We start from the raw sequence: 26188 nt of genomic DNA, 5'->3' as shown, positions 1-26188 counted from the left end.
TGGGTAATGGTCTACTAAACAAAATATAGTATTCTAGATACGACATAAAAAACCTTTGTTAGAAAGTCATCTGTTTTGTTGGTGTCGAATTTCCATTTGTCCTTTGCGATAATGTATTTACTCTCTACATATTGATTGGAATACTTATAATAGTGCTCACCTCTTTTATTAGGGGACAGCAAACGGCTGTTTATCTTTTTATCTTGGTGATATATATAAAAGTATGTATAGCGATAAAGAAATTGCTTCAAATAAGTTATCGGATAAACCATCGGAAACAGTGAATAACAAAAACATACACTTGGAGGTACCAATGAGGGAATTTGAGCAATTAATGAGTGTCGAATCGGCGAATAAATTTATAGGGCATCATCGATTAGCGTTTCTCTATATCAGCATGACAAGCTGCAGTGTGTGTCATGCATTGCAGCCGCAGGTGCAGAGATTATTGACGAAATACTCGGATATTCAACTGGCGACGATCAATGCTCAAGAAGTTCCGGCGGTGGCTGGGAGTTTTTCTGTCTTCACCGCGCCCGTTTTATTGCTTTACGTGGAGGGGAAAGAATATATACGTGAAGCGAGGATCGTGCATCTGGATCTGTTGGACGAGAAAATCAACAAAATCTATGATTTAGTGACGGAACCATCTTCTGGAGGGGAATGACAGCCAATCATCGATGTCCTGCCCGTCGCAGCTTACATAACTTCCAATATTTACACTTGTTGATACTGATATATTTATTTATAATAGTGACAATTTAATAAGATACCTTTAATTCAGTCCCGTGAGGCTGACAAGGACAGCGGAATGTATGATCTTTATAGGGATACGTGTGTATATGCATGTGTACCTATTGTTTTACTGCGATCGTAAACGGCTTATTGTCAGGGCAACTGGGCAATAAGCCTTTTTTATTGCTCCTGAAAGCCACCGATCATTCCCGCCTGTTCCATCTGCTTGAGCATACTCGGTATCTAGACGATCTGGAGGATGGATAATGGAAAAAGTGGATTTGGAATTCTCATTGCAACCTGTACCACAAGCACATCGGAATGGATTTTGGAAAATACTCGCCGTAATGCTTGGATTTACGTTCTTCTCGGCAAGCATGTGGTCAGGTGGAGCGCTAGGAAATGGCTTAACGTTCAGCGCTTTTATCGGAATTGTACTGGCAGGGAATCTGATCTTGGGCGTTTATACAGGAGCGCTTGCGTATATTGCGGCCAAGACGGGTTTATCGACTCACTTGCTGACGAAATATGCGTTTGGTACGAAAGGTTCCTATTTATCTTCAGGATTGCTAGGTTTTACGCAGGTAGGCTGGTTTGGTGTAGGGGTAGCGATGTTCGCAGTTCCAGTTCAGAAAGTAACGGGAATGAACGTGTACGTCTTGATTGCGATTGCAGGAATCCTAATGACGGTGACCGCGATCTATGGAATTAAAGCATTGGCGATACTCGGCATCGTAGCTGTACCGTCGATTGCGATATTAGGAAGCTATTCAGTCTTCGAAGCGACTTCAACAGCAGGCGGATTGCAAGGATTAATGAATTATCAGCCGAAGGAAATGATGGGTCTTGCTACAGCATTGACCGTCTGTATCGGTTCCTTCATCAGTGGTGGTACGCTAACACCGGATTTTGCACGATTCGCAAAAACAACTCGATCAGCGGTTGTATCGACAGTCATTGCCTTCTTCCTTGGAAATTCGTTAATGTTTCTATTTGGAGCAGTAGGCGCGATTGTATATGGAAAAGCGGATATCTCAGATGTTATGTTTTTGCAAGGTTTGATTATGCCGGCTATCATTGTGCTAGGGTTAAATATTTGGACGACAAATGAAAATGCGCTGTATGCATCCAGCCTGGGCTTTGCCAATATTACGAAGCTGCCTAAGAATATCATTGTTGTCTTTAATGGAGCAGTAGGTACGATCATGGCGATGTGGCTGTACAATAACTTCGTAGGCTTCTTGACGGTACTTGGCTCGATTTTGCCGTCGATTGGCGCGATTCTGCTAGCGGACTTCTATATCCTGAATCGCGGATCCTATAAGAAATTCGGAGAAATGAGCTTCAAATCCGTGAACTGGATTGCGATATTGGCATGGATCGGTGGTATTCTGATTGCTCAGTTCGTCCCTGGCATCCCGCCTATTAATGGCTTGATTGGTACAGCTGTGCTGTATGTTATAGGTATGAAGTGTTTCCCGGAAAAACAGTTTAACGAAAACGAGAAAAGGGGAATGAACCGTGATTATTCAACAAGCGAAGCTTAGAGGTCGCGAAGGTTTATGGAATATCGAGATTGTAGATGGAGCATTCAAGACAATTACCCAAAGTTCGCTTCCCACAGAAGGACATGAGGTCATTGATGTGAAAGGGAGCTTGGTGCTTCCTCCTTTTATTGAGCCACATATTCACTTAGACACAACCCTAACAGCAGGGGAGCCAGAGTGGAATCAGAGCGGTACGCTATTTGAAGGCATCCAGCGCTGGTCGCAGCGGAAGGAAACTCTTTCAGTTGAGGATGTCAAAACGAGAGCGAAGACTGCGCTTAAATGGCAAATCGCTCAGGGCATCCAGCATGTGAGAACCCATGTGGATGTGACAGACCCTACTCTAGTAGCGCTTAAGGCGCTGCTGGAAGTGAAGGAGGAGATGTCTCCTTATGTGGATCTTCAGCTTGTTGCGTTTCCACAGGAAGGGATTCTCTCCTATCCGAATGGAGTAGAACTGCTTGAAGAAGCGATGAAAATGGGGGCCGATGTGGTAGGCGGCATTCCGCATTTTGAGTTTACACGCGAGTATGGCGTAGATTCGATGAGAATCGTATTTGATCTCGCCGAAAAATATGATCGTCTCGTCGATATCCACTGCGATGAGATTGACGATGAGCAGTCCAGATTCGTTGAGGTAGTGGCCAAGGAAGCTTACGAACGCGGCATCGGTGCACGTACAACGGCCAGCCATACCACAGCGATGGGCTCCTATAACGATGCATATGCGTACAAGCTGTTCCGTCTGCTGAAGATGTCGAACATCAATTTCGTATCCAATCCACTTGTGAACATCCATTTGCAAGGACGTTTTGATACGTATCCGAAGCGCAGAGGCTTAACACGGGTGAAAGAGCTTCAAGAAGCAGGACTTAATGTGTGCTTTGGTCATGATGATATTTTTGACCCATGGTATCCGCTTGGAACGGGAAATATGCTCCAAGTTCTGCATATGGGTATTCATGCTTCACAGCTTATGGGCTATGAGCAGATCGTGAACAGCATCGATATAATTACGAAGAACAGCGCGACTACGCTGCAAATTGAGGATAAATACGGAATTGAGGCAGGGAAGCCAGCCAACTTTATCGTATTGAATGCGGAGAATGAGTATGAGGCCATTCGCAAGCAGGCTGCAGTACGATATTCGTTCCGTAACGGTAAGATTATTGCCGAGACAAAACCGAGCGAGACGAGCGTGAAGCTGGGCAGTGTAAGTGAGATAGTTACGTTTCAAAAGTAAAATAAGAGGCAGGCCTTAGGGTCTGCTTCTTTTTTATATATGCAAGAGGCACAATGTTTTCCAATTCATGGTATGATCTGCCTAGTGGCAATTCTGTTTCATTGAAATAGCATTTGAGCCTAATTTAGGCATCAATTTTCGCTTCGCTATGTATATCAAGCGCATCTTGTAGACTCGATAAAGGTTTACTAGCCTTAAAAGCCCCATGTGAGTTTTGCCTTACAGGGCTTTCCATGTAATTGTATCCAATAGCATTGAAATTGCACTAAACGGCTAATTGAGTAATGTGGGCGTAGAAATAGGCATACGTATTATTCAGAATCGGAAGTTTCAAGCAAGCAAATACCCAACATGATGGGGAGGACTTGATTTATGCTTCGGAAATGGCTGGTTTTTGCAATTATCGTAACGGGTATGATTCACTTGGCAACGCTGTCCTTGAACAGTAGCGTACTAAACTGGATCTTCAAGCTTCTGCCGATGGTGCTGATCATCGTGCTCGCTGTCAGCTCGCAGCCTGCGGACAAGTTGAAGATGTATAAGGTTTTGATCGTGAGTGGATTAATTTTTAGCATAGCTGGGGATGCGTTGCTACTGAACAACGGAAATGAGTGGTTTATGTTCGGATTGCTGTCTTTTTTGGTAGGGCATCTGTTTTATGTAGCGGCCATGATAAGGCGCTGGGAATTTTCGTTGTTAACGTTGGTGTGCGTGGTACCGATCGGCTTGTATTCTTGGCTTATCGGTTGGCAGCTGCACAATGGGATCATGACTAATAGCAATAATAGCGCATTATGGCTGTCAGTCGCCATTTATGTAAGCGTTATCTCCGTCATGTGCTGGACTGCCATCATGAGTAGGAACTGGCATGCTACGGTCGGGGCGATTTTGTTCGCCGTGTCGGACTCGATTCTGGCCTGGAATAAGTTCGTCAGTAACGTGCCGGCATCAGGTATTTGGATTATGCTGACGTACTTCGCCGCGCAGTTGTTTATTGCAGGCAGCATTGCGAATGTATTCGGTGGCAAGCAGTTGTCGAAGGGCCGCGCCCTGAGGATGTAGGTGGCACACTTTAAACATCGCATGCGGGGAACCGTATCATAAATGACGTCGAAGAAGTGTGGGGAAGGTATAGAGGTTTGCAGCGAGAAGATAATATTTCCCATTTCCATTGTATAATGATGTTGAAGGCTGAGGACTATTACAATGATTTGTTATGAGAAATGGAGAGGGACGGGGACTCTGCACTACTTTGGATTGAACTTGCCCTTGATCGCATGAACACGGAAAGGAGCAATACATGACGATACAACCAGGGGACGTATTCGGATTCTGGAATTCATTATTGAACGCTTATGTTGCATGCCAGATTACGCATATTGTTCCAGCAAATCAACCAGATGAGGAAGACAGTTATGCCGCATTGATGCTGCATTGGACCGGAGTGGAGCTTCCTTCCATTGATCAGTTGAAACAGGTAAAGCCATTTGAATTAAACTATTATTTCTGGAATGAGCTGGATCATCTCATTAGTGAAGGTCCGATTCCTCCGAACTATACCTATATTGGGAATTTCGAAGTCCTTGTGCAGGAGCAGCCGAGAAGTTACGGAGACTGGGATCGCGAGAACAGGCAGTATCGTCAACTGCAGTGGGAACGCATTCCAGAGAACAAACGGCATAATTTCAAAGCGGCCAGTAAGGCGGACGGAAGCCAGCAGGTAGAAATTGCTGGAGTCAAGGTGCCATGGGGTCTTCGATCCATTTCTCTGGATGAGGTTCCGGATCTAACTGACTACACAGAATTGGATCGTCTGCCTTGTCTGACATCCTTGAAGGTTTTCGATTGGAGTTCTGCACTGGAGGACTATGTAAGGACGCATGATTTTATTTATAAGCTGGAAATAAATCTCGAGGCAGAAGTAGAAAGGATCGATTTGCAGCACACGCTCATCACTGATATTACAATAAAGCCACCCATAATACATGAGCTGCTTTTGCCTAACGACATGAACCAGATCATACTTGAGGGAAGTTTGCAGCATGATGTCCATATCAAGCACGAGCAGGAAGGGCACGGCATCATGCTTCAATTGAATGGCGAGGCGGTGAAGTCCTATCGTTGCTTATCGGGACTAGCGCATTTGTCTGATCTGGTTCTGTATGCTGTCGATGACATCGATTTAGGAGACGTCATCGATAGGTTTCCTTCGCTACAGAGCCTACGTGTGGGCGGCAACCCAGGCTATATCCGTGGGATTGAGCAGTTGTACAAGCTCGAACAGCTTCAAATGTTCACGACGATAGACATGTTTGGCTTTTCAGGAGATCAATTCCCACGCCCGGATCAGTTGCCGCAGCTGCATACGTTATGGATGACCAGCTTACCGGATGATGCTGCTAAGACGATCAAGCAAGCTTACAAGCAAGCAGCCAAGCAAGGTCTGGATTTGTACATTCGCCAACCGCGTAAGCCGGAATGGCTCGTCGACAATCTCGATAATCCATTTCGGGCGTGGGACGGTCGGGAAGGAATTACACCTGCGCAAGCGAAAAAGGCTGCCTCGCTTTACAAACAAATACGCGGGCAACTACGGGATCTTGCAGCTCAGGCACAAACAGGTGATATGTCATCCCAGGACGTGCAGTTGCAACTCGAACACATCTTTTCTACCTATATTGAAGGTTTTAACAAACTCGACAAGCGCAAGGTGTTTATTTATACCGAGGAACGGGAGGAGATTTTTGATGCTGTGACTCCACTTGTATCCGGAATTGTTGAGGAATTGCGGGCGAATCAGCTCGAAATTGATGAACATGCGCTGTGGGAATATACCGACCAGCTCCGCGATTTTTAATTCTCACGCCCCCCTGTTTGTGAGAGCATCACAATTGGATGCCGTTACCCGGCTGTTTGAACATTTGCCGGGTAGCGGCATTTTTATCACCTAAAAATGTTGACAATGATAATCGTTATCAATAATGTGGAGATAGAAATGATACCCCCCTATTTACTGAAAAAACTACTATTTGAAATGAGGGATGCAATGTGAAAATCGACGTTAATCAGTTAGCAGAGCATCTTGCTCACACTCCTTTTCAAGTAGAAGGCGTATATCGATATGCTAAAAATCCAGGTGTGCCTCACGCTGACTATACAGATTCTTTTCCTGGATTCGTGTTTCCACTTACCGGGAAGGTGCAGTTTCATTTTAATGACACGCCTTATATCCTGTCGCCAGGGAAAGTTGTGCATGGGGGTGCCAACATGAAACTAGCTCAAAAGTTGTTTGGCAACACCAACTGGGAGTATATCCTTGTTCAATACCGGATATGTCACTCAGAACTAGAAGAGTCAAGCTTTTCCCATCAGCATTTTGAATTATCAACGGGACAATCCCCTCGTCTTATCGAATTAATTATGCGCCTGTGGCATGTGTATAATCAGCGCGGAGGCATTCCGATGTTTCAGACCGAAATGCTGTTTCGCGATGTACTGAATGAAGCTTTATTATGTGTGGCTAATAGGCAGAATAGCTGTGAATCACAAACCTTATTCGAACGAGTATCGAATTATATTCATGAATACTATGATCAAAGTCTTACCATAGAATCACTTGCAGAGCTTAGTAATGTTAATCGAAATCGACTTTCTTACGTATTTAGAAGACATGCAGGTATGGGGCCGGCAGAATATATATTAAAATATCGGATAAACATGGCGCAAGAAATGCTATTTACAAGTGATGTGCCTATACAACAAATTGCGCAAACGGTTGGGATTGCTGATCCCTTTTATTTTAGTCGAGTGTTCAAGAAGCAATTTGGTGTTTCTCCTACTGAATATCGAGCGAAGTTCATCAATAATCTATGCTAATTTCAACAGGCATCCATTCTAATCTACAACTGACTTTACTATACTAATGGCAAACGAAAGATTACATAATGTTGGAGGCTTTACGTATGCAAAAGAGGATAGGACTATTACTCTCCATGCTATTAGTAGTAGTCATACTTGCGGCTTGTAATGCAACACCTGCTGAAAATAAAGGAGCGACTGCAGAAGGTGCATCTACAACAGCTGTTGAGTCAGCTGCAAAGGATTGGCCGAGAACATTTAAAGATGCCTTAGGCAAAGAAATTGTTATCGAGAAAAAACCAGAAAAAATAGCCTCGTTGTGGTACTTTTACCCTGAAATATTAGTTGCATTAGGTGAGCCGCCTGTTGCTACTACGGAGAAAGAGTATCTATCGACTTTAACTTATTTACAAGGGAAGCTCGATGCAGCAGAGGAGTTAGGGGATAAGGTGTCTCCTAGTATTGAGAAAATTTTAGCTCTTGAGCCTGATTATATTTTAGCAACCGAACAACATGAACAAATTTATGATTCACTAGAAAAAGTTGCGCCAGTTATTTTGCTTAAATACAAGGACATTTATGAAAATTGGCAATATGGACTCCGTACAGTGGCCGAGATTATTGGTAAAGAAGATGAAGCGGAAAACGTTATTGATAAAATGATGAAAAAAATCACAACGGGGCGCGAAGCATTAAAGTCGATTCAAGGAGAGTCAGTAGCATTTATATTGTCTTGGGATGGAAAAACTTTCAATGTTCTAGGTGAAGGGAATCCTGTCTATACACTTGCGTTCGATAAAGAAAAGGGACTGGGACTTACACCAGATGATTCATTTAAAGGTTCTATTAATAAATTTAATACATTTGAAGGAATTTCAACGGTTCAAGCAGACCATATCTTCCTTATAGGTGACATTACAAAAAAGGAAACATTAATGAATGACTTAAAACAAAGTAATGTATGGAATAAACTGAATGCCGTAGAGAAGGGCAATGTCTATTTAATGGATAGTTCCGCTATTACTGGTGGCCCATTAGCTATCGAATACGCTTTGCGAAATATAACAACTGCCTTACATAAACTCTAAAAGTCGAGAGCATATCATTGAAATCAAGGAGGGATTCATATGCATTACCAAGCTATTAATCTGAAGGAGCAGCTATCCACACTCAACGATCTCTGGTCTCCTAAACTCGTTGGTGAAATAAATGACCATCAATTCAAGCTCGTTAAGATTGATGGGGATTTTATATGGCACGAGCATCAAGGTGCCGATAAGGTATTTATGGTGCTCGAAGGGGAAATGTTCATTGCTTTTCGTGATGGCCAGGTGAAAATCTCTAAGGGTGAGATGTTTATTGTCCCGGGGGGAGCCGAGCATAAGCCTTTCACCGAAAAGGAATGCCATATCATGTTGATAGAACCTAAGGCGGCTGGATAAGTTTTGAGTCACAAGAAATAAACAGAGTAAAGGGCCATCCGCTAAGGTTGGCCCTAAAACTTGTCGTTACAGACAAGCTCAATTATTTTACATCAGCGGGTTGTTGTTGTGTCACACAATGGATCATTCCACCATCTTTATAAAGTTCTCTCACGTCAATTCCAATAACTTTACGGTCAGGGTATAGTTTCTGAATTGCAGCGTTTGCGATTTTGTCATTCGGATCATGATAATTTGGTACTAATACGATGCTCCATAGTCATATAACCTGGTTGAAGTAGTTCTCTACTTGGACGAGGAGCGCAGTAGGCAGTTCTTCCGCGCGGTGCAGCGTGTCAATGTCCTGCTGAATCTTAATTAATCTCAAAATGCACACCCCCTAGAAAAGGCTGTCTTAGATTTCAAAAAAATAATAAATATCTGAAAAGCTCATTGTTCAATTTGAGTCTGCGGGTGGGAAAATTTTTTTCACATTTTCAAGTTACACGCTATTGCTTTATAGAGTAATTTAATTTACTATACAGAGTAAGGGGGTGTTAAAATATGGATGGAGAGTTACAGCTTAACGTTCCGCTGTTGCGACGTCGAGTTCCCAATCTTACTTCTGCGGCACGGGAAGCTGGGCTTAGAGCTGCGACTGTTTCCAATCTTTGTACGGGGAAAATACCAGTTGGTCGAGCTGAAGTTAGAACTTTGGTAGCCCTTGCTTCTTTAGCAGGATGTAGTCTTGATGAACTCATTATCAGGGGGAGTGGAGTGCGAATGATTGAGACGGGGATCAAAGCCTTGGATTTACTTGCTCCGGTCGCGCGTGGAGGAACGGTTGGCTTTGTGGCAAAACCAAACATGGGTCAGTTGGTGTTATTAGCGGAATTTATGCTTCGAATGAAGAGACGGGGATTTGCAACTGTCTTTTGGGACCCGGGCTCTGATACTCCTGGCATCAACCATGTGCAAGCACAATCCGAATTTAATCACACAACAAAAGATGAAGTATATCAACGCATTGTGAATCTTCGTGAAGAAAAGGATATTCTCCTCGGGGTTGATCGGAGCAAGGTATTATCCGGTGAGTTGTTGTCTTTGCGAGAGAGTCTTAAAGAGGTTGGGGCTAGACCAATTACAATTGCTCTTGTCGACACAAAATGTGAGGTTGTCGACGATGAAGGTGCGTACGGTCCTTTGGACACACTCTGGAAATTTGACGCAGAATTAATTAGCCGCAACATTTACCCACCGATTGATCCCATTGCGTCAACATCTACAGTCCTGGAAGGAGCACATTTAGACGCTGTTCACCTTTCGACTCAACAACGTGCTCGAAAACTACTTCGCCGTTACCGAGAATTGAGATCACTTGTGACAACACAAGGGTTTGACAAAATTTCTGAATTAGATCTGCAACTTTACAATCGGGGGGAGAGGCTTGAATCTTTTCTTGCACAACCCTTTTTTGTCTCCGAACCGTTCACTAAGAAGACAGGTGAATGGTTGACTCTTTATGAAACATTGGAAGATGTTAAACGGATATTAGATGGTGAATTGGATCAGGTTGGAACATCGGAGTTATTTTTTAGAGGTCGTTTGGAGGTTAGGCAGTAATCTTGATTAGGGTAGGACAGTGGGCCAGTCATTTTTGACTGGCCCACTTTGCTCTCATTTTGAAGTGAAAAAACTTGCCGTTTCAGACAGCGCGGAGAGCTGTACCATAAATGACGTCGAAAATTAAAGTGTGGGGAAGGTTCGTGCCGATTCCGATATGCTTATGACTGCAAGCTTCCGAACACTGGCGTAACAATATCCCGCTTAAATTGCCCAATCGCATCATCGGTGTCGATCGTATAGCCGCCTTCCAGTCCGACAAATCCGGAGAAGCCGGTTTCTTTAATTGCACGCAAAATATTTACGTAATTTAGCTCGCCCGTGCCTGGCTGATTGCGGCCTGGATTGTCTGCAATGTGGAAATGATTGATTCGGTCGATATAATGGGTGGCGTTGCGAATGACATTGCCTTCCGTGACCTGCTGATGATAGACGTCGAAGACGAGCTTGACGTTCGGGCTGTCTACCCGATCAATCACTTCCACCGATTCATCCGAACGCTGAAGGAAATGTCCGTAATGGTCCACAAGTCCGTTGAGCGGTTCCACCTCCAAGACGATTCCGGCTTCTTCGAGCAGTGGCGCGCAGCGTTTGAGCGTCTCCACCATTGCGGATCGCTGAATCTCGCGAGGCACGCCTTCCAGCTCGTTGCCTGTCTGAGAAATAATTGAAGTGACATTCAGAATCTTGCACGCTTCAATCGTATCGCGTATCCCAGCGATATAATCGTCTCTGAATGATTCATCAACTAGATTGAAGAACTTCGTGCATGTTGCGCTGATGCCAACCCCGATGCGCTCTTGCTCCTTCGCGATTTGTTTCAGATCATCAAGATTCCACCACGAATAATACTCCAATCCGTGCAGGCCATGCTCCTTAATTTTCTCCAAATGATAAATGACATCTTTCCCGCTATAAGCGCCGATGCACAATGAGAACTTCACAGTCGATCCCTCCAATCACTAGTATGAACCAAGCAATACAGGTTTTCCCGAGACGGCAGATTCAGTGGCTGCAATCGTAATTTCGTGAGTTCGGAGGGCATCTTCATAATTGGACTTAATGCGGGAGGTATCGCCAGTACGGATCGCATGGATGAACGCTTCATCTTCAGCGATTGTGAGATCAATCCCATTGGAGTGGGTCTGAACGCCCTCAGTCTCGATCACCTTCAATGAGGTGTCACGCACCTCAAGCACACCTTCGTCCGTGTAGATATCGAGTCCGACGTGGTGGCTGACGGGCATCATACAGGTGTTGGAAATGGTGGCAACCATGCCGTTCGCAAGCTTCATCGTAACCGTCCCGACATCGGGAACATCGGTTCCTTCGACTTTCTTGCCCATGGCTTGAAGCGCGTATGCGGCATATACTTCGTTCACTTCGCCGCACAAAAAGCGAAGCATGTCGACGATATGCGTAGTCTGTTCGACGAACTGTCCGCCTGATCCTGTCATCACTCTCCACCAAGGCACCATCGGCATTCCGCCCATCCAGTATCCGAGTGCCATGCCGGGAGTCCTCTCAGCCAACAGCTTCTTAGCTAAGTGTGCCGTTTCGCTGTATCGCCAGTGATACCCGACGGACGTGATCAGCTTTTTGTCCTTGATCGCCTGACTGATGGCGGCGGGGGTGTCGCGGTTGATGCCGATCGGCTTCTCTACAAGAAAAGGGATTGATCGTTCGATCAATTGCTGTTCGGCATCCCCGTGGGCCAGCGGTGGAACGCAAATGTAGACGCCATCGAGCTTACTGTCGTCCAACATGTCGTCCAGCTTCGCGTACGCTTTCGCATCATTGTGCTCTGAAGCCGCTTTCTGTGCACGGCCAAGGTCAACATCGTAGAATGCAGTCAAGGATACGCCTTCGATTTGAGCTAAGCTGCGGATATGATGATTGGCGATTCCCCCGGTTCCGATAAATCCAAGCTTCACCGTCATAATCGTGATCACTCCCGTTACAAGGATATAACAAATATCAACTTTGTAAGTTATTCTAATCGAACCCAATCCGTAATAAAATATCAGATATAACGCTTTCAATATCGAAAAATGAAACTGGAGGAGCGGTTATGGATATCAGCTATGGCAGGCATTTCATAACAACGGAGCGTGACCGGGGGCTGCCGCTTCACCTGGGCAGTGTCGGCTTGATGACGCACCAGGGATCCATTTATCGGGAACACGGCTATCACGCTTTCCACTGGCTGCATACGGTAGAGGGAGTCGGTGAATTCTCGGTGAACGGCACAACGGTGAAGTTGTATCCGAATCAGGGCATCTTGCTCAAGCCGAACGTAAGCCACAGTTATCGTGCGGAAACTAGCATCTGGTCGACATGGTTTATGACCTTCGACGGGGCGCTCGCCAATCCCATCACAGCGTCACTTGATCTACAACACATGCAGCCGCTGAGCTGGGGTTCCGACTCGCCGCTTGCAGAAATCCACCAGCAATACGATCATAAATGCAATCATAGCTTCGATCTGGCCGGGGTTAACGGTTCGCTAGAGGTATATACCTTCCTGACGCTTATCAAGCAGTTCGGACAAGCTGGCAGTGAACCCTCCTTATCTGAAGGTCATGAGAGGCTCGCTCCTATTTATTTGCTCATTGAAGAAGCTTACGGGAGCCCTGATCTCGGGCTGGAACGGATGGCGAATACGCTGCAGGTCAGTCCACAATACTTGAATACGCTATTCCGCAAGAGCTGGGGAATAAGTCCCTATCAATATTTACTGCAATTCCGCATTCAGAAATCGAAGGATATGCTCCTCTCTTGGAGATGCCCTACTGTGAAGGAGATTGCTGCATCTGTGGGCTTCCAAAGCGATAGTCACTTCGTCCATACGTTCCGTCGAGTGACCGGCATGACACCGCTACAGTTTCGAGCGCAATATGGGGAATAGGTGGAGCCAAATAATGGGGAATACTGTACAAGTCCCAGTGATAACGGATGAGATAGTTCTCTTTCTGATTTCATTGGATTCAGGCTGCTTTATGATATATTGAAGTGAATAAGAGCTTATTCCGTAAGACAACCCATTGCAAAGGAAGTATGAATCATGAATCTAGAGACGGTCATGCAAGAGCTTGAAGCTCTCGGCAAGGAACGCACCAAGAAAATATACCTATCCAATGGCGCGCACGAGCCACTTTTTGGAGTAGCTACAGGTCAGATGAAGCCTATCTACCGGAAAATAAAACGCAATCAGCCATTAGCGGAGGAGCTCTATGCTACAGGAAATTATGATGCGATGTACTTTGCAGGGGTAATCGCGGATCCTGAGGCAATGACTGCGGCGGACTTCGAGCGGTGGATTGATCAAGCCTATTTCTATATGCTATCGGATTATGTGGTGGCCGTAACGCTGGCCGAGACAGATATTGCGCAGGAAGTCTCCGATAAATGGATTGCAAGCGATATAGAGCTTAAAATGTCAGCAGGCTGGAGCTGTTATTGCTGGATGCTTGGGAATCGCCCGGACAGTGAATTCTCTGAAGCCAAAATTGCGGAAATGCTGGAACTTGTGAAAAATACGATTCATGATGCTCCTGAACGTGCGAAGTACGCGATGAATAATTTTATCTACACCGTGGGCGTATCCTATCAGCCGCTTCATGATAAGGCAGTCGAGATCGCAAAGGAAGTAGGCCCGGTGGAGGTCAATCGCGATTCTGGAAAGAGCAAGTTCTTAAATGCATCCGTGAATATTCAAAAGGCGGTAGAGAAGGGGCAGATCGGCTTCAAACGGAAATATGTACGGTGTTAGTTCTTAAATCTTGAGTGAATTACGAAGGGTTATGCGATGCCAAAAAACGATAATATGCTGGCAATATTGTGGTTGCTGAATTCGGGCGCCAAAATGACTGCCAAACAAATATCCGAAAAGTTAGAAATAAATATTAGGACTGTCTATCGATATATTGATGCACTATGTGCCAGTGGAGTGCCTATCGTATCTGATTCAGGTCATTATGGCGGATATAGCTTGCTCAATCATTTTATCAGAGCCCCTCTGCTATTTGATATGGAGGAGAAAAAGGCACTCCTTCATGCTGCCATCTTTGCAAAAGAAGCGGGATATCCTCTGAGCGAAGTATTAGACAATGCGACATCGAAGTTGAAAAAGTATTCGAACCAGGAGCAGGAACGCACACTTAATCGTCAGTTAGCAGGGTTTGAAGTAATCAACGAAGGGGGAGCTCCTTCTATTCAGCCGGTATTGCTGGAATTGGAGCAGGCTGTAGAACAGGAATGCTCTCTAGAAATCGATTACCGCACAGTCCGGGAGGAGCAACCCAAGCATAGGGTCATAGACCCCTATGGGACAGTGAACTGGAATAATAAATGGTATACCGTTGCATTTTGCCACCTAAGGAATGAGCTCCGCATCTTCCGGGCAGAACGGATTGTACAAATCAAGCGTACGTCCATCCGATTTAAGCGTCCCGAAGCCTTTTCAGCTCGTGAGTTTGTTAAGCAAAACTTGCTGCCTGATTTGGTGGGCAATGACAGAGCGTTTTCTGTAATTATCGAGGGCAGAGCAGAGGCATTGGACGACTTATGTCTGCACGGGTTCTTGGGGCACTATTTGCAAGAGAGGACGGCAAATCAAGCAATCTTTGTACTTGAGGAAGAATCAATGGATACTTATGTTCCTCATCTTCTCTTATCCTATGGGAAATCGATTCAAGTTATCGAGCCACAGCTGTTGAAGGATAAACTTATTGCTGTTGCATCGGAATTAATGGAATATTATCAACGAAAATAACTTCACTGACAGCAGTTGTCAGTGAAGTTATTTTATGATGAAGACAATCATGGATTACCGATAGATGATGGGAATCCGTTGAATATTTGGTAGAGAAGGAGAACGTACACATGAGTAATACGGTATATCTGTATGTATTTGACACAATGTCAGACTGGGAGATCGGTTATGTAACTGCCGAATTGAATTCGGGAAGATTTTATAAAAAGGGGATGTCCCCCTCAAAAATAGTTACTGTAGGGAATGAAAAGACTCCTGTGACGACGATGGGTGGATTGAAGATACTCCCTGAAATCTGTCTGGAGGAGTGCAGCATGGCAAGTACCGATGCATTGATTTTGCCTGGTGGAGATACATGGACAGCACCCATTCACCAACCGATCTTACAAGTTGCCCAGAGATGTGTAGAGGAAGGTATACTGGTTGCCGCGATTTGCGGTGCTACGATAGGATTGGCCCAGACAGGATTGTTGAATTCTCGCGAGCACACAAGCAATGATCTGGAATACCTGAAGATGGTCTGTCCCACTTATGCAGGCGAACAGCATTACAGGAGGGAGTCAGTTGTAACGGATGGGAAATTGATTACCGCATCTGGAGTAGCACCATTGGAATTTTCTGCACACATCTTGAGAGCATTAGATGTGTTTTCAGAAACAACATTAGATGCTTGGTATAGTCTAAATAAGACCCATAAACCCCAATATTTCTTTGAGTTGATGAACTCAATCCAATAAAGGTATCAGCATGAAATAAATCGGCTTCGGGTGAAACGAAAGTATGATCCGCATAATATGTTTCGTTTTGCCCAAGACAAAGAGGCTGCACGCTGGCTTACCCAGGTACAACCTCTTTTGCTATTTTTATGCCCCAATATATTTCACTGCAAACCATGAAAGCTAAACGAAGTTTCTCGTATCATTGTTACGTCCGAATTTGTACGTTGCAATCAGGAAGAAAACAACCGCAAAGGCGAATAAAATCGTCAGATGAAACCAGATATTGCCCATCGCTTCTCCGGACTGTAGTTTGTCGATCGACTGCAGCGCCCAACTCTGTGGCATGAAGTCGGAGATGCGGCGCAGCATTTCAGGCATAATGCTTCTCGGGAAGAAGCAGCCCGCGAGCAGACAGGTTGGAGTCACAATCAGATTTTGAAGTGCTCCGGCCATCGCCGAGTTCTTGGAGAAAGCTACGATCACCAGCGACACACTGACGGATACAAGCGCAAAAAGCGTTAGAATGAGAAGCAATTCCCCCATTGAGATTCCTGAATCCAGGTTAAACACGACCCGCATGAAGAACAAAGCGACGATAACTTGCGCGATCATGACGATAATATTCACCAAAACATTCGCCAGCACATAGGTCCTCGCATTGATCGGAGAAGAAAGAATGCGGTAATAGGTTCGGTTCTCCCGGTATTTCAAAATCAGCTCCGATAGCCCGGTCGCAGAGTTCATCATAAACAAGAGCAGAAACCCGATGGATTGAAACGACATTGCTTTGGTTACAGATGTATCATTTACGGATTGGGACGTCAGCTTAAAGTCCGAGGAATGGTAAGCATCATACAGCTGCCGGAATTTGGCTTGGTCGCCTCCAGATATTTTCGCCATTGCCGCGACATTATCGATATATCCGTGCAGCATCGATTTCATGTACGCCGTTACTTGAGCCCCTTTCACGGATTCGATGGAAATATGGCCCGGATTCCCGTTCAGCACGCTCTCCGAATAACCCGAGTCGATAATCAAGCCGCTGTCCAACTTGCTCGCAGCCAGCTGTTCCTTGAGCTCGCTTGCCGTGACATTTACGATTTGCACATGATCGAGACGCTGCACAAAACCGATCGTATCCACCGCAATCTGTTGACCCTGATCATCGTTTACCACGCCAACCCGTAATTGTGTCTGCCCTTGTTGGCCATACAACAGTATGGAACCCAAAATACCGATAATCGGCAGACCGAAGTATATTAACAGCGCACTGCGTTTGCGAAATGTCGCAATCAGCGTTTTGGTAGCTAGAAACCAGATCTCACTCCACATCTTACAATCCCTCCCGGCGTCTCATCACGATAATTGATGCACCTAGAAACAATACGGCGAAGCCGATGTTTATGCAAACAACCGGCCAGGCTGCCGATACGTCATTTCCGTAAATCACTTGCGTCAGACCATGGTTAGCCCAGCGGATGGGTGACAAATTGATGAGGAATCCCATCAAGCCGCTGCCAGAATCATTGCCGATGGGGAAATAGGCTCCTCCGAAAAAAGACATGAGCTGAACGATCAAGCTGACGACATTGCGGCCCGCCCTGCCTTTTATCATATAGCCGCAGGCAAGGCCAAGGCCCATCGCCATGATGACCTCTGACAGCAGAACGATGGCAACGATCCCCATATGGCTGCCCCAATAAGCTTTAAACACATATTTGCTGAACAGGATCATCGCTGCCACGCACAATACATTCGTCATCATTCCGCCCAAAATCTTGCCCGTAAAAATCTCGCTTTTACTTACCGGAGCTATAATAAGTCGATTCCCTGTGCCGCGACTGATCTCGCTCTGGATCAGCCCGCCTGCCGACATGGCCGCCCACATACCGACCATCACGGTCATGGCGAGCGCATAATAATCGACGGAGCTTGGCGTTCGGTTCGGCGTTATGGACATTTCTTTGATGTAGTCTGTTCCGCTGCTTGCGAACACCGCCTCGGTTTGGTCCGGATCGATCTTGGCTACCGCCACAGCCGCATTATATTTATCCGTAAAAGACGCCAGCATCCCCTGCACAATATTGCTTGCGATCGTATCGCGACTGCTGCCGTAGAGGGAAATTCCTTGCGGAGTCAACTCGACATAATCCACATAACGGTTATTTTCAACTTCCGTCCGTCCATCCATCCCAGGCTGAAGAGACTCAAATCTCACTCCCGTTTTGCTTACTTCCTTCGTAAAAGCGTTAAACGCTTGAGACAACTCTCCGCCGCCGGTTGAATCCTTTATCAAAACCTTCAGATCTCCGATTTTGACATCGGAACTGAATGCATTGCTCAGCGCCATACCCAGGATTAACATGAGAACGATCGGGAAACCCAGCATGAACACCAGCGTACGCCGATCGCGGAGATCCTGCTTTATTTCTTTTAATGCAATCGATAATATATTCACCGTGGCAACCTCCTTTTCCGCGATCTATTAATCCCGTAAATTGCGCCCGGTTAATGTAAGGAATACCGTTTCTAAATTAGGCTCCTGTTCTTCAACCGCGCGGATTTCTTTGCCATTATCCATAAGCTGCTTCAATATCCGGTTCAGGTTATCCACCGCGGCATCACTCTGAATTCGAATTACCTGTTCATCCTGAAGTACATTACGCACCCCCGGAATGGTCTTTAAACCTTCGCTTTCCCCGCCTTGGGACGATTTCAATTCAATGCGAATATCCTTGACGTCGGTGACCGTCGATTTCAGCTGCTCATTGGTTCCCTCAGCGATGATTTTTCCGTGATCCACAATAGCGATACGGGAGCAAATCTCCTCGACTTCCTCCATGTAATGGCTTGTGTAAATAATGGTGCAGCCGGATTCGTTCAGCTTTCGCACCGAGGTTAAAATATAATTGCGCGATTGGGGATCGATCCCCACGGTCGGTTCATCCATAATAATCAGTTTTGGTTTATGCGCAATGGCACAGGCGATGTTAAGGCGACGTTTCATCCCGCCGGAGAAATTTTTCGGGAAACTTTTGGCCTTGTCGCCGAGACCGACAAACGTCAGCGCTTCCTCTGTCCGCTCCTTCAGCTCGGTCCCCCGTAAACCGTACAGCCCTGCAAAAAAGCTTACATTCTCATACGCAGTCATATCCTCATAAATCGCTAAATCCTGGGGGACAACGCCGAGGTTCATTTTGGCAAAGCGGCTATGCTTCATGATGTCCTTCTCCAGAATCCGGATTTCCCCACCAGTTGGACGCAGCAGCGACGAAACCATATTGATCGTTGTGCTCTTGCCAGCTCCGTTGGATCCGAGAAAACCAAAAATCTCGCCTTCCCGAATGGACAGCGACATATTATCAACAGCGATAAAATCGCCAAATTTCTTTGTAAGCCCCCGGATTTCCAATACGTTCATCTATCATTCACTCCGTTTCGTTGTGCTTTTGATGTCTTTATCATAATAAAAAAGGATGCTCTTATATCAGTGCATAAGTTCATCCTTTTTACATGAGAAAATTCATATTTTGTTAGGAGAGGGATTAACGGCAAATGAGAAATTTCATTAGTCACCGTACGGAATCAGGGTCGTGATGCTAAAACCGCGGGTACCGTCGGCGACGACCGTCCCGTTGACGTGTGCAGTCCGCTCTTCCATCCCGATCAAGCCAAGGCCCTTGACGATTTTGGAGGCACCTTTGCCGTTATCGGCGACGACGGCTTTAATAAAACGGTTCAATACCCGGACTTCCACATGAACGGCCGAAGCGCCGGAATATTTGGCACTGTTGGTCAAAGCCTCCGTGACATTTTCATAAATAATTTTCCAATGAAGCGGTGTGATCTGATCGATGTTTCCTTCATGGACGACCGAGGTCATAAGTCCCGTTTGGCCTGCAAAAGCTTCAACCGCAGTCTTCAAGCGGCTAAACCCAAGCTGCTCCATGGGGGGCTTGTTATGTTTCAGCGTAATCCGGATTTCTTCAATCGCTTCCTTGGAGATGCCGATCGCGTTTTGCAGCAGCGTCTCCGCCGTTGCCGCATCGCTGCCCAGAAGGCGTTTGGCCGCTTCCATCTGAATTAGGGCGCCGGTCATTGCATGCCCGATGCCATCATGGATTTCCTGAGCCAGTCGGTTGCGCTCCTCCAGCTTGACCATATATTCCGAGGCTCTGGCGTATTCCCGGTTTTCGTTGAGGCTTTTCGCCAGCTTCTGCACGTCCTTGCGCATCCGTTCAAGCTCATCCTCCTGTTTGATGGCTCTCCCCATATAATGACGGACCATCACATAACCGAAGAAACTCCAAGCAGCTACAAAGACATACAAAATCATCATTTCACCGCGCAAAAGCAGTATCGGAAGAAATACGGCGATCAGCAAATAACCGTTTTTTCGTGGATGAAAGGACGCCAGCTCATTCATGCTAAACGGAAGCAGCAGTGCAAAATACGGATAGTGAACCGTGCAACCGACCAAATAGATGATAATTCCCAAAATAATTATCTGCTTGGTGACGCTCTTCTTCACGATATGCAAGACTAGATTCAGCGCCAAAAAAATTAGAAAATAGAATACAAACCATGGATCCGCCGCTGCCGCCGTAAAATAAGAAGCGATGACAACAAACAGCAGCATGATCATTTTATTGCCAACCGTCCAAACTTCCATGCGATAGCCTTTCCCTTCTCTAACGGGTTTTGCCCGTCAGATAATAAATCGCAATCTGTGTCCGGTGCGATAGCCCGGTCTTATTCAAAATTGCTGTGATATAATTTGCCGTCGTTCCTTCGGAAATAAATATTTCCTTAGAAATTTCCTTGTTCGATAGGCCCTGCGCGATGAGCGACATGACATCCAGCTCTCGTTCCGTAAACAAACTGCGGTCGAAAGGCCCGTCATTGGGGGAACTCTGCTCCCTTTCAGGACTGATTCCTGCTTTCTGCATTCCGATGGATGCAGTCGGGGCGGACATTTTACTCTCCGTCGACTCCCGGCTCCCTGACATCTGGGATTTGAGCTTTTCCAGCACCACATCCTGCAGGACGCTCTGCCCGTTGTGTATGCTTTTGATCGCATCGCGGATCCGCTCCGGGTCGGTGTTTTTCAGCAGATATCCCTTTGCGCCGAAGCGGATGGCATCCAGAATATATTCATCGTCATCAAACGTCGTTAAAATGAGCGGTTTGGTCGCCGTCTGCTCGCTAATCAGCTTGGTGGCCTCAACCCCGTTCATATTCGGCATCCGTACATCCAGCAAGGCAACATCTACTTCATGAGCCTGGCAGTATTCAACGGCCTCCCGGCCGTCCTCCACTGTGGCAAGCACGTCGAATTCCCCGAATGTGGTTAAAATAATCTTCATACCTTCGCGGATGAATGAGTTGTCATCGGCGATTAGTACGCGAATTTTCATCATACGCCTCCTTGCTTTATTTCAGCGTGATTTCATAAACGGCTTCTTCCTGCTGTGTATCTTCGAACCATTCCGTGCCGGCGTATGTAAAACCTATTTTTTCAAGAATCCTGCTGGAATCCGCATTTTGAGGGTCAACAGAAGCATGGATTCGCTTCACGCCGCCATGATTTTTGGCAAGCTCTAAGCAAGCCTTTGCCGCTTCTGTCGCATATCCTTTTCCCCAGCTTGACTTGGCAAAATGATAAATGAGTTCAACCTCATGGACTTCTCCCGATATATTAAAACCGCCGGCTCCTATGACCATGCCCGTTTCTTTTTCCACCACCGCATAGACGGACAATCCTTTTGCCTGATGACATTCACGGTAAGCTGTAAGACTCAAAGGCAGCTTCTCATGGGCGGCGGCACCAAGACAGTATCGCATCACTTCCTCATCGCCCCAAAACCGCTTAGCAGCCTCAACATCCTCTTCTTCAAAAACGCGCAGAGCAAGACGCTCGGTTTCAATTTCATATGCGGATTTCATGTTTTATCTCCTTCTTAATGGAATTCCATGGGCCTATCCCCAGATCTTTTGATATTTATTGTACTCAAAGGATATTTTTATGGGAAGAAAAAAAGTACAGCCCCCATCTGACGATGAAGCACTGTACTTCCCTATCACTGATTTTCTCTTTTATTTTTCTCCAGCTCAGCTTGTAATTTAGCATTCTCTCTCAATAAACTCGCATTCTCTTCCAATAACTTTTGTACGTCTGGGACATCCTTGGCAGAAATCCAGCCGTGCAGATCATCTCTTCTTTCATACTCTGGCAATTGATCGCGCATAACCATCTTAATGTGCCGTATGTCTTCAACATAATAGGTAGGTACTTCCTCAAATACGGATTGTTTAAACTCTTGGAGCCTCTCATAATACTCCCCTACTACAAAGTCATATGGCTTTTGTCTTAATGCTTCATCTGTGACTACAAAAGCAAATCTGGGTTTACCAGCTTCGCCCGCATAATCATATTCCCAATGCGTATAACTCTTTGATTCATCATCAGGAAGCGTTAAACCATAGAATCCTCCGAGAATTAGAATATATATATCGGATTCATCGATCCATCTTTTCCTAATGCTCATCGGAGTTTCCTTGAAGAATAGCTCAACTCCTGCAGGAATATGCCCAGCTTTACGCACGGCTTCTACAGCGGTGTATCTTTCCTCAACCAAATCAGAAAAAGTAGACGATATGTAGATTTGTAGTTTTTTTTTCATAGGCCACCTTTATGAATTGAAATGAAATTAATATGGATCATACCGTCACATTACTTTATGTGTCAATATTTAACGATACTGTGTAGGTTACATGTGAAGGAAACGAGAGAGAGGGGTACATCGTCATCGTGATTTTGGGATGTAAAGAAGTGTATATCAAAGTAAACAACTATCTATTACTGCACATAAGAATGTCTCATAAAATCTATGGTGAAGAGGCTACTTGGAATAATTGGGCGTCAGGGTCAGGCTCATGTACCAGACTTGTACAAACGTAATTGTCATTTCAATCTAAGAAATGGGGATGAAAAATGAAGCAGAGTCAAAGGTATCCAAGACAAAGTTCGTTGTTGTTGTCACTTGTGCTAATCTTCTCGATTGTTTTTTCTGTCCATCCATCGCTACTGAATGCAGAGGGGGATATACCGCCGGAGGTTACGCAGGGGCAGGGAGATCAACAGCCTTTGCCTGAAACTCCTACTCAGCCGGAGCAAGGGGGAATCCCTCAGCCTGATCCCGATCCACAGCCACAGCCTGATTTCAATCAACAGCCCCAATCTGATCTCGAGCAACAGCCACAGCCTGCCATAGAGCAGCCTCTTGACCTTGCCACTGCGACGGGATATTTTCCACCCAACACCGCGGCATCTGGAAACGTGAAAAATATGGCCTTGCTGTACACCGGGTATTACGGCGGACGAACGACATACGAGGGAAAAGAAATCGGCACGTATGACAAAAATACATTGTTGCCTTATGTGGCGCACTACAACAGCAATAATGTGATGGACGACACCTTTTTTGACTCGTTCCTCTTCCTAGGAATCAATACGCCTGATTATCGGGATTTCGGCGATTCGGCGGATCCTGCCAAGTTTACCTACAAGACGGATTGGGAGTGGTACATCAACCGTATTTTCACTGCCAATCAACAGCTGGACGCCCTGAATCAAGCTACCCAGCAGGTTGCAGCCACGCTAAACCAACCAAACTACAAATCCAAGGTATATATTATGATACCTTATCCCAACAGTAGAATAACCAATTTCGGGGATGTCGATAACGACGGCATCAGTGAAAATTTAAAAACCAATCCCAGCAACTTGACCAAGGTGACCAAATGGTATATCGACACTGTACGAAGCAAATGGAGCCAAGCCAATTACAGCAACCTTGAATTAAAGGGTTTCTATTGGTTCCACGAAGATATCGACACCGGCAATCAGGGTGAGGTTAATGCGATCAATAACACTGGAAACTATCTGCACTCGCTTGGCTTGAAATATTGCTGGATTCCATACTTTGGTGCCGGGCAAAGCAAAAACGCGCATAACTATACCTTTGATTTCAGTATCCAGCAGCCCAACCACTACTTCGTCCCGAGTTCAGACTATTCGAGAATGACCGCTGTTACTACCCAAGCTCAAACCTACAATCAAGGCATGGAAATGGAATTTGACGAGAGAGCGATGTCTGACCCCGATTTTAAGAACCGGTTCGATAATTACTTAAAGGCTGGCGCAGAATACGGGTACATGACAGGAGCGATCAAAGGCTGGTACCAAGATATCTTCGGAATATATAACCTCTATAAGAACAAGAACAACAACGGCGTAAGCGGCATTTATGACGGTAGACAAATGTACGAAGACATCTACAAATTCACCAAAGGAACGTACACGATTCCAGGAAACCTGGCAAGCGGCAAGACGGCTGTAGCCTCTTCCAGCCAAAGTTCTTCTGTATCCGCCGATAAGGCGGTCGACAATAAGTTCGGCACCAGATGGTCAAGCCAGCAATATACAACTACGGAGTGGATTTACGTCGATCTCGGGCAAGCCTATAACGTTAACCGAGTTAGGCTGAACTGGGAGACCGCATACGGCAAGAGTTACAAAATACAAGTATCGAACGATGCAACCAATTGGACGGATGTCTATGCGACCACAACGGGCGTTGGCGGAGTCGACGATATTGGCTTTGTGCCAACAACGGCAAGGTATGTAAGAATGTACGCGACGGAACGAGGGACCATCTACGGGTACTCCCTTTACGAGTTTCAGGTATATGGGGATAGCGTTGGGTCCGCCACCACAGCGAATCTAGCGTTAAATAAGACAGCTTCGTCGTCTTCCAACCAAGACGCAACCCTTACGCCGAGCAATGCGGTGGATGGAAATACGGCGACAAGATGGTCTAGTCAGTTTACAGATTCAGAATGGGTAGCGATTGACCTCGGTCAGTCGTATAACATTAATCGAGTCATATTGAATTGGGAGCTTGCTTATGGAAAAGGCTACAAAATCCAAGTGTCCAATGATGCGGCCAACTGGACGGATGTATATACCACGACAACGGGTAATGGGGGCATCAACGATATATTCTTTACACCGGTGAATGCAAGGTATGTAAGAATGTACGGGACGCAAAGGGCTTACACCTTCTACGGATACTCCTTGTATGAATTCCAGGTTTATGGCAGCAAGCCAAATCTAGCGCTAAATAAATCGGCAACAGCTTCCTCCAACGAGACAGCCGCATACACGGCTGATAAAGCGGTAGATGGCAATCCGACGACGAGATGGTCCAGTCTATATTCCAACCCGCAATGGATCTACGTAGACCTTGGACAACAATATCGCGTCAATCAGGTCAAATTGAACTGGGAGTTTGCCTATGCGAAGGGCTACAGGATTCAGGTGTCGAACGATGCCCTCAATTGGGCGGATATGTATACGACATCAACGGGCGATGGCGGCATTGACGATATCTATTTTGAACCAGTAAATGCGAGGTATGTCCGCATGTATGCAACGAACCAGGGTACCGGCTACTGGTATTCGCTTTATGAGCTCGAAGTCTACGGCAACTGATCCACTGGCCATATGGTGTGAACTTTCCTAGACTGAAGCAGGTAAAACGCAAGTATGATCCCGATATAGTGTTTCGCTTTGCCCAAAGTATTCCGGTGGGGAAGCCGCCTCACCGTTAGGGAGGGGAATTTCCCCTATACTAGAAAACAGAAGAAAGCACCCTCAAGGGAATGCCCCTATATCGTAAGATAGGGGAGATAACCTTGGAGGTGTTTTTTTGTGGACATATCAAAATCTACATCTTCAATAAATTCGATAACCTCACCATTGGGACTGTGGATGAGAGCGTTTCTGACTACAAGTGGCGGTTCGCCAAGGGACAGACTCGCCGGTTCTATAAATGGCTTGGCTCCATATGCGAGTGCTCTCTGGTACATATCCTCAACATCTTGGACATAGAAGGCGAGATGTAATAATGCCCCATGAGCCACCTCATCATCAGACTGTGCTTTCTTGCCTTGAGCAGGAATGACCGCGTCGTTATCAAAGACCTCAATACAAGTTCTTTGGTCAGGTGAAATCAGCATGGAGGCTTCTTTAATTTGAAAGGATGGCAGACTCCAGTGATGGCCGATCTTGAACCCTAATACTTCCGTATAGAACGCAATGATTGCTTGATAATCTTTGGCTTGGATTGCCACATGGGCAAGACCTTGTATACTCATTTATAAGCCTCCTCTTCAGAGATGGTTCTAATTATAGGGGGATGAAT

At 45.8% G+C, this 26188-nt stretch carries 25 protein-coding genes and 2 pseudogenes; 16 read left to right on the top strand and 11 right to left on the bottom strand.

Going from position 1 to position 26188, the window contains the following annotated elements; all coding sequences use genetic code 11:
• Positions 1–313: 313 nt before the first annotated feature.
• The 8 genes from BLS15_RS25135 (at position 314) to BLS15_RS25100 (ending at position 8825) form a co-directional block, all read left to right on the top strand.
• Positions 314–667: a thioredoxin family protein gene (locus BLS15_RS25135; RefSeq protein WP_090514360.1), complete on the top strand. Its 354-nt coding sequence runs from the start codon at positions 314–316 to the stop codon at positions 665–667.
• A gap of 334 nt (positions 668–1001) precedes the next feature.
• Positions 1002–2282 carry a cytosine permease gene (gene codB / locus BLS15_RS25130; RefSeq protein ID WP_090514357.1) on the top strand — a complete coding sequence of 427 codons (1281 nt, stop codon included), beginning with the start codon at positions 1002–1004 and terminating at the stop codon, positions 2280–2282.
• Positions 2257–3525, top strand: coding sequence for a cytosine deaminase (locus BLS15_RS25125; RefSeq protein WP_090514354.1), 1269 nt, complete (start codon positions 2257–2259; stop codon positions 3523–3525). The genes codB and BLS15_RS25125 overlap by 26 nt, the downstream gene beginning before the upstream one ends.
• 372 nt (positions 3526–3897) lie before the next feature.
• Positions 3898–4587 (top strand): lysoplasmalogenase, encoded by a 690-nt coding sequence (locus tag BLS15_RS25120; RefSeq protein ID WP_090514352.1) that lies wholly within the window; start codon positions 3898–3900, stop codon positions 4585–4587.
• A gap of 238 nt (positions 4588–4825) precedes the next feature.
• Positions 4826–6382, top strand: a complete 1557-nt coding sequence (locus BLS15_RS25115) for a hypothetical protein (protein WP_090514349.1) — start codon at positions 4826–4828, stop codon at positions 6380–6382.
• 191 nt (positions 6383–6573) lie between these two features.
• On the top strand, positions 6574–7401 hold the full coding sequence (locus BLS15_RS25110; RefSeq protein WP_021257484.1) for a helix-turn-helix transcriptional regulator: 828 nt from the start codon (positions 6574–6576) through the stop codon (positions 7399–7401).
• 86 nt (positions 7402–7487) lie between these two features.
• Positions 7488–8471, top strand: coding sequence for an ABC transporter substrate-binding protein (locus BLS15_RS25105; protein WP_090514346.1), 984 nt, complete (start codon positions 7488–7490; stop codon positions 8469–8471).
• 39 nt (positions 8472–8510) lie between these two features.
• The gene (locus BLS15_RS25100; protein WP_028533263.1) at positions 8511–8825 is read left to right on the top strand and encodes a cupin domain-containing protein; all 315 of its coding nucleotides are present in this window, start codon (positions 8511–8513) and stop codon (positions 8823–8825) included.
• A gap of 82 nt (positions 8826–8907) precedes the next feature.
• On the opposite strand, the pseudogene BLS15_RS25095 reads toward BLS15_RS25100, so the two are convergent.
• Positions 8908–9078 (bottom strand): annotated as a pseudogene (locus BLS15_RS25095) (agmatine deiminase family protein); the annotation flags it as partial.
• Between the two features lie 290 nt (positions 9079–9368).
• Here BLS15_RS25095 and BLS15_RS25090 point away from each other — a divergent pair.
• Positions 9369–10427, top strand: a complete 1059-nt coding sequence (locus BLS15_RS25090) for an ATP synthase beta subunit C-terminal domain-containing protein (protein WP_090514342.1) — start codon at positions 9369–9371, stop codon at positions 10425–10427.
• Positions 10428–10588: 161 nt separating this feature from the next.
• Here BLS15_RS25090 and BLS15_RS25085 read toward each other — a convergent pair whose 3' ends face one another.
• Both BLS15_RS25085 and BLS15_RS25080 read right to left on the bottom strand, forming a co-directional pair.
• On the bottom strand, positions 10589–11371 hold the full coding sequence (locus tag BLS15_RS25085) for a TIM barrel protein (RefSeq protein ID WP_028533265.1): 783 nt from the start codon (positions 11369–11371) through the stop codon (positions 10589–10591).
• 18 nt (positions 11372–11389) lie between these two features.
• Positions 11390–12367 carry a Gfo/Idh/MocA family protein gene (locus BLS15_RS25080; RefSeq protein ID WP_021257480.1) on the bottom strand — a complete coding sequence of 326 codons (978 nt, stop codon included), beginning with the start codon at positions 12365–12367 and terminating at the stop codon, positions 11390–11392.
• Between the two features lie 131 nt (positions 12368–12498).
• On the opposite strand from BLS15_RS25080, the gene BLS15_RS25075 reads away from it, so the two are divergent.
• The 5 genes from BLS15_RS25075 (at position 12499) to BLS15_RS30095 (ending at position 16097) form a co-directional block, all read left to right on the top strand.
• On the top strand, positions 12499–13335 hold the full coding sequence (locus BLS15_RS25075) for an AraC family transcriptional regulator (RefSeq protein ID WP_021257479.1): 837 nt from the start codon (positions 12499–12501) through the stop codon (positions 13333–13335).
• Positions 13336–13491: 156 nt separating this feature from the next.
• Entirely contained in the window at positions 13492–14199 is a 708-nt protein-coding gene (locus BLS15_RS25070) for a DNA alkylation repair protein (protein ID WP_021257478.1), read from the top strand.
• A gap of 36 nt (positions 14200–14235) precedes the next feature.
• Positions 14236–15201, top strand: coding sequence for a helix-turn-helix transcriptional regulator (locus BLS15_RS25065; RefSeq protein WP_028533268.1), 966 nt, complete (start codon positions 14236–14238; stop codon positions 15199–15201).
• 110 nt (positions 15202–15311) lie between these two features.
• Positions 15312–15938 (top strand): type 1 glutamine amidotransferase family protein, encoded by a 627-nt coding sequence (locus tag BLS15_RS25060; RefSeq protein WP_028533269.1) that lies wholly within the window; start codon positions 15312–15314, stop codon positions 15936–15938.
• Between the two features lie 15 nt (positions 15939–15953).
• Entirely contained in the window at positions 15954–16097 is a 144-nt protein-coding gene (locus BLS15_RS30095) for a BBE domain-containing protein (protein ID WP_139070685.1), read from the top strand.
• A 3-nt stretch (positions 16098–16100) separates the two neighbouring features.
• Here the strand turns inward: BLS15_RS30095 and BLS15_RS25055 are convergent, their stop codons facing one another.
• The 7 genes from BLS15_RS25055 to BLS15_RS25025 form a co-directional block, all read right to left on the bottom strand.
• Positions 16101–17252 carry an ABC transporter permease gene (locus BLS15_RS25055; protein WP_028533270.1) on the bottom strand — a complete coding sequence of 384 codons (1152 nt, stop codon included), beginning with the start codon at positions 17250–17252 and terminating at the stop codon, positions 16101–16103.
• A 1-nt stretch (position 17253) separates the two neighbouring features.
• The gene (locus tag BLS15_RS25050) at positions 17254–18378 is read right to left on the bottom strand and encodes an ABC transporter permease (RefSeq protein WP_021257474.1); all 1125 of its coding nucleotides are present in this window, start codon (positions 18376–18378) and stop codon (positions 17254–17256) included.
• A gap of 27 nt (positions 18379–18405) precedes the next feature.
• Positions 18406–19341, bottom strand: a complete 936-nt coding sequence (locus BLS15_RS25045) for an ABC transporter ATP-binding protein (protein ID WP_021257473.1) — start codon at positions 19339–19341, stop codon at positions 18406–18408.
• Between the two features lie 147 nt (positions 19342–19488).
• On the bottom strand, positions 19489–20592 hold the full coding sequence (locus tag BLS15_RS25040) for a sensor histidine kinase (RefSeq protein ID WP_021257472.1): 1104 nt from the start codon (positions 20590–20592) through the stop codon (positions 19489–19491).
• Between the two features lie 19 nt (positions 20593–20611).
• On the bottom strand, positions 20612–21337 hold the full coding sequence (locus BLS15_RS25035) for a response regulator transcription factor (protein WP_021257471.1): 726 nt from the start codon (positions 21335–21337) through the stop codon (positions 20612–20614).
• A gap of 16 nt (positions 21338–21353) precedes the next feature.
• Entirely contained in the window at positions 21354–21866 is a 513-nt protein-coding gene (locus BLS15_RS25030; protein ID WP_021257470.1) for a GNAT family N-acetyltransferase, read from the bottom strand.
• 134 nt (positions 21867–22000) lie between these two features.
• Entirely contained in the window at positions 22001–22603 is a 603-nt protein-coding gene (locus tag BLS15_RS25025) for a DUF4062 domain-containing protein (protein WP_090514339.1), read from the bottom strand.
• A gap of 311 nt (positions 22604–22914) precedes the next feature.
• On the opposite strand from BLS15_RS25025, the gene BLS15_RS25020 reads away from it, so the two are divergent.
• Both BLS15_RS25020 and BLS15_RS25015 read left to right on the top strand, forming a co-directional pair.
• The gene (locus BLS15_RS25020) at positions 22915–25476 is read left to right on the top strand and encodes a discoidin domain-containing protein (protein ID WP_090514336.1); all 2562 of its coding nucleotides are present in this window, start codon (positions 22915–22917) and stop codon (positions 25474–25476) included.
• A pseudogene (locus BLS15_RS25015) lies at positions 25470–25595 on the top strand (BBE domain-containing protein); the annotation flags it as partial. The gene BLS15_RS25020 and the pseudogene BLS15_RS25015, both read left to right, overlap by 7 nt.
• A gap of 57 nt (positions 25596–25652) precedes the next feature.
• Here BLS15_RS25015 and BLS15_RS25010 read toward each other — a convergent pair.
• Complete coding sequence (locus BLS15_RS25010; protein ID WP_090514333.1) at positions 25653–26141, bottom strand: VOC family protein; 489 nt, start codon at positions 26139–26141, stop codon at positions 25653–25655.
• Positions 26142–26188: the final 47 nt, after the last annotated feature.

Origin of the sequence: Paenibacillus sp. cl6col (assembly GCF_900102125.1) — a bacterium.
In the GTDB taxonomy this organism is placed as follows: Bacteria; Bacillota; Bacilli; order Paenibacillales; family Paenibacillaceae; genus Paenibacillus_B; species Paenibacillus_B suaedae.
This window is presented reverse-complemented; position numbering and strand designations above follow the sequence as displayed.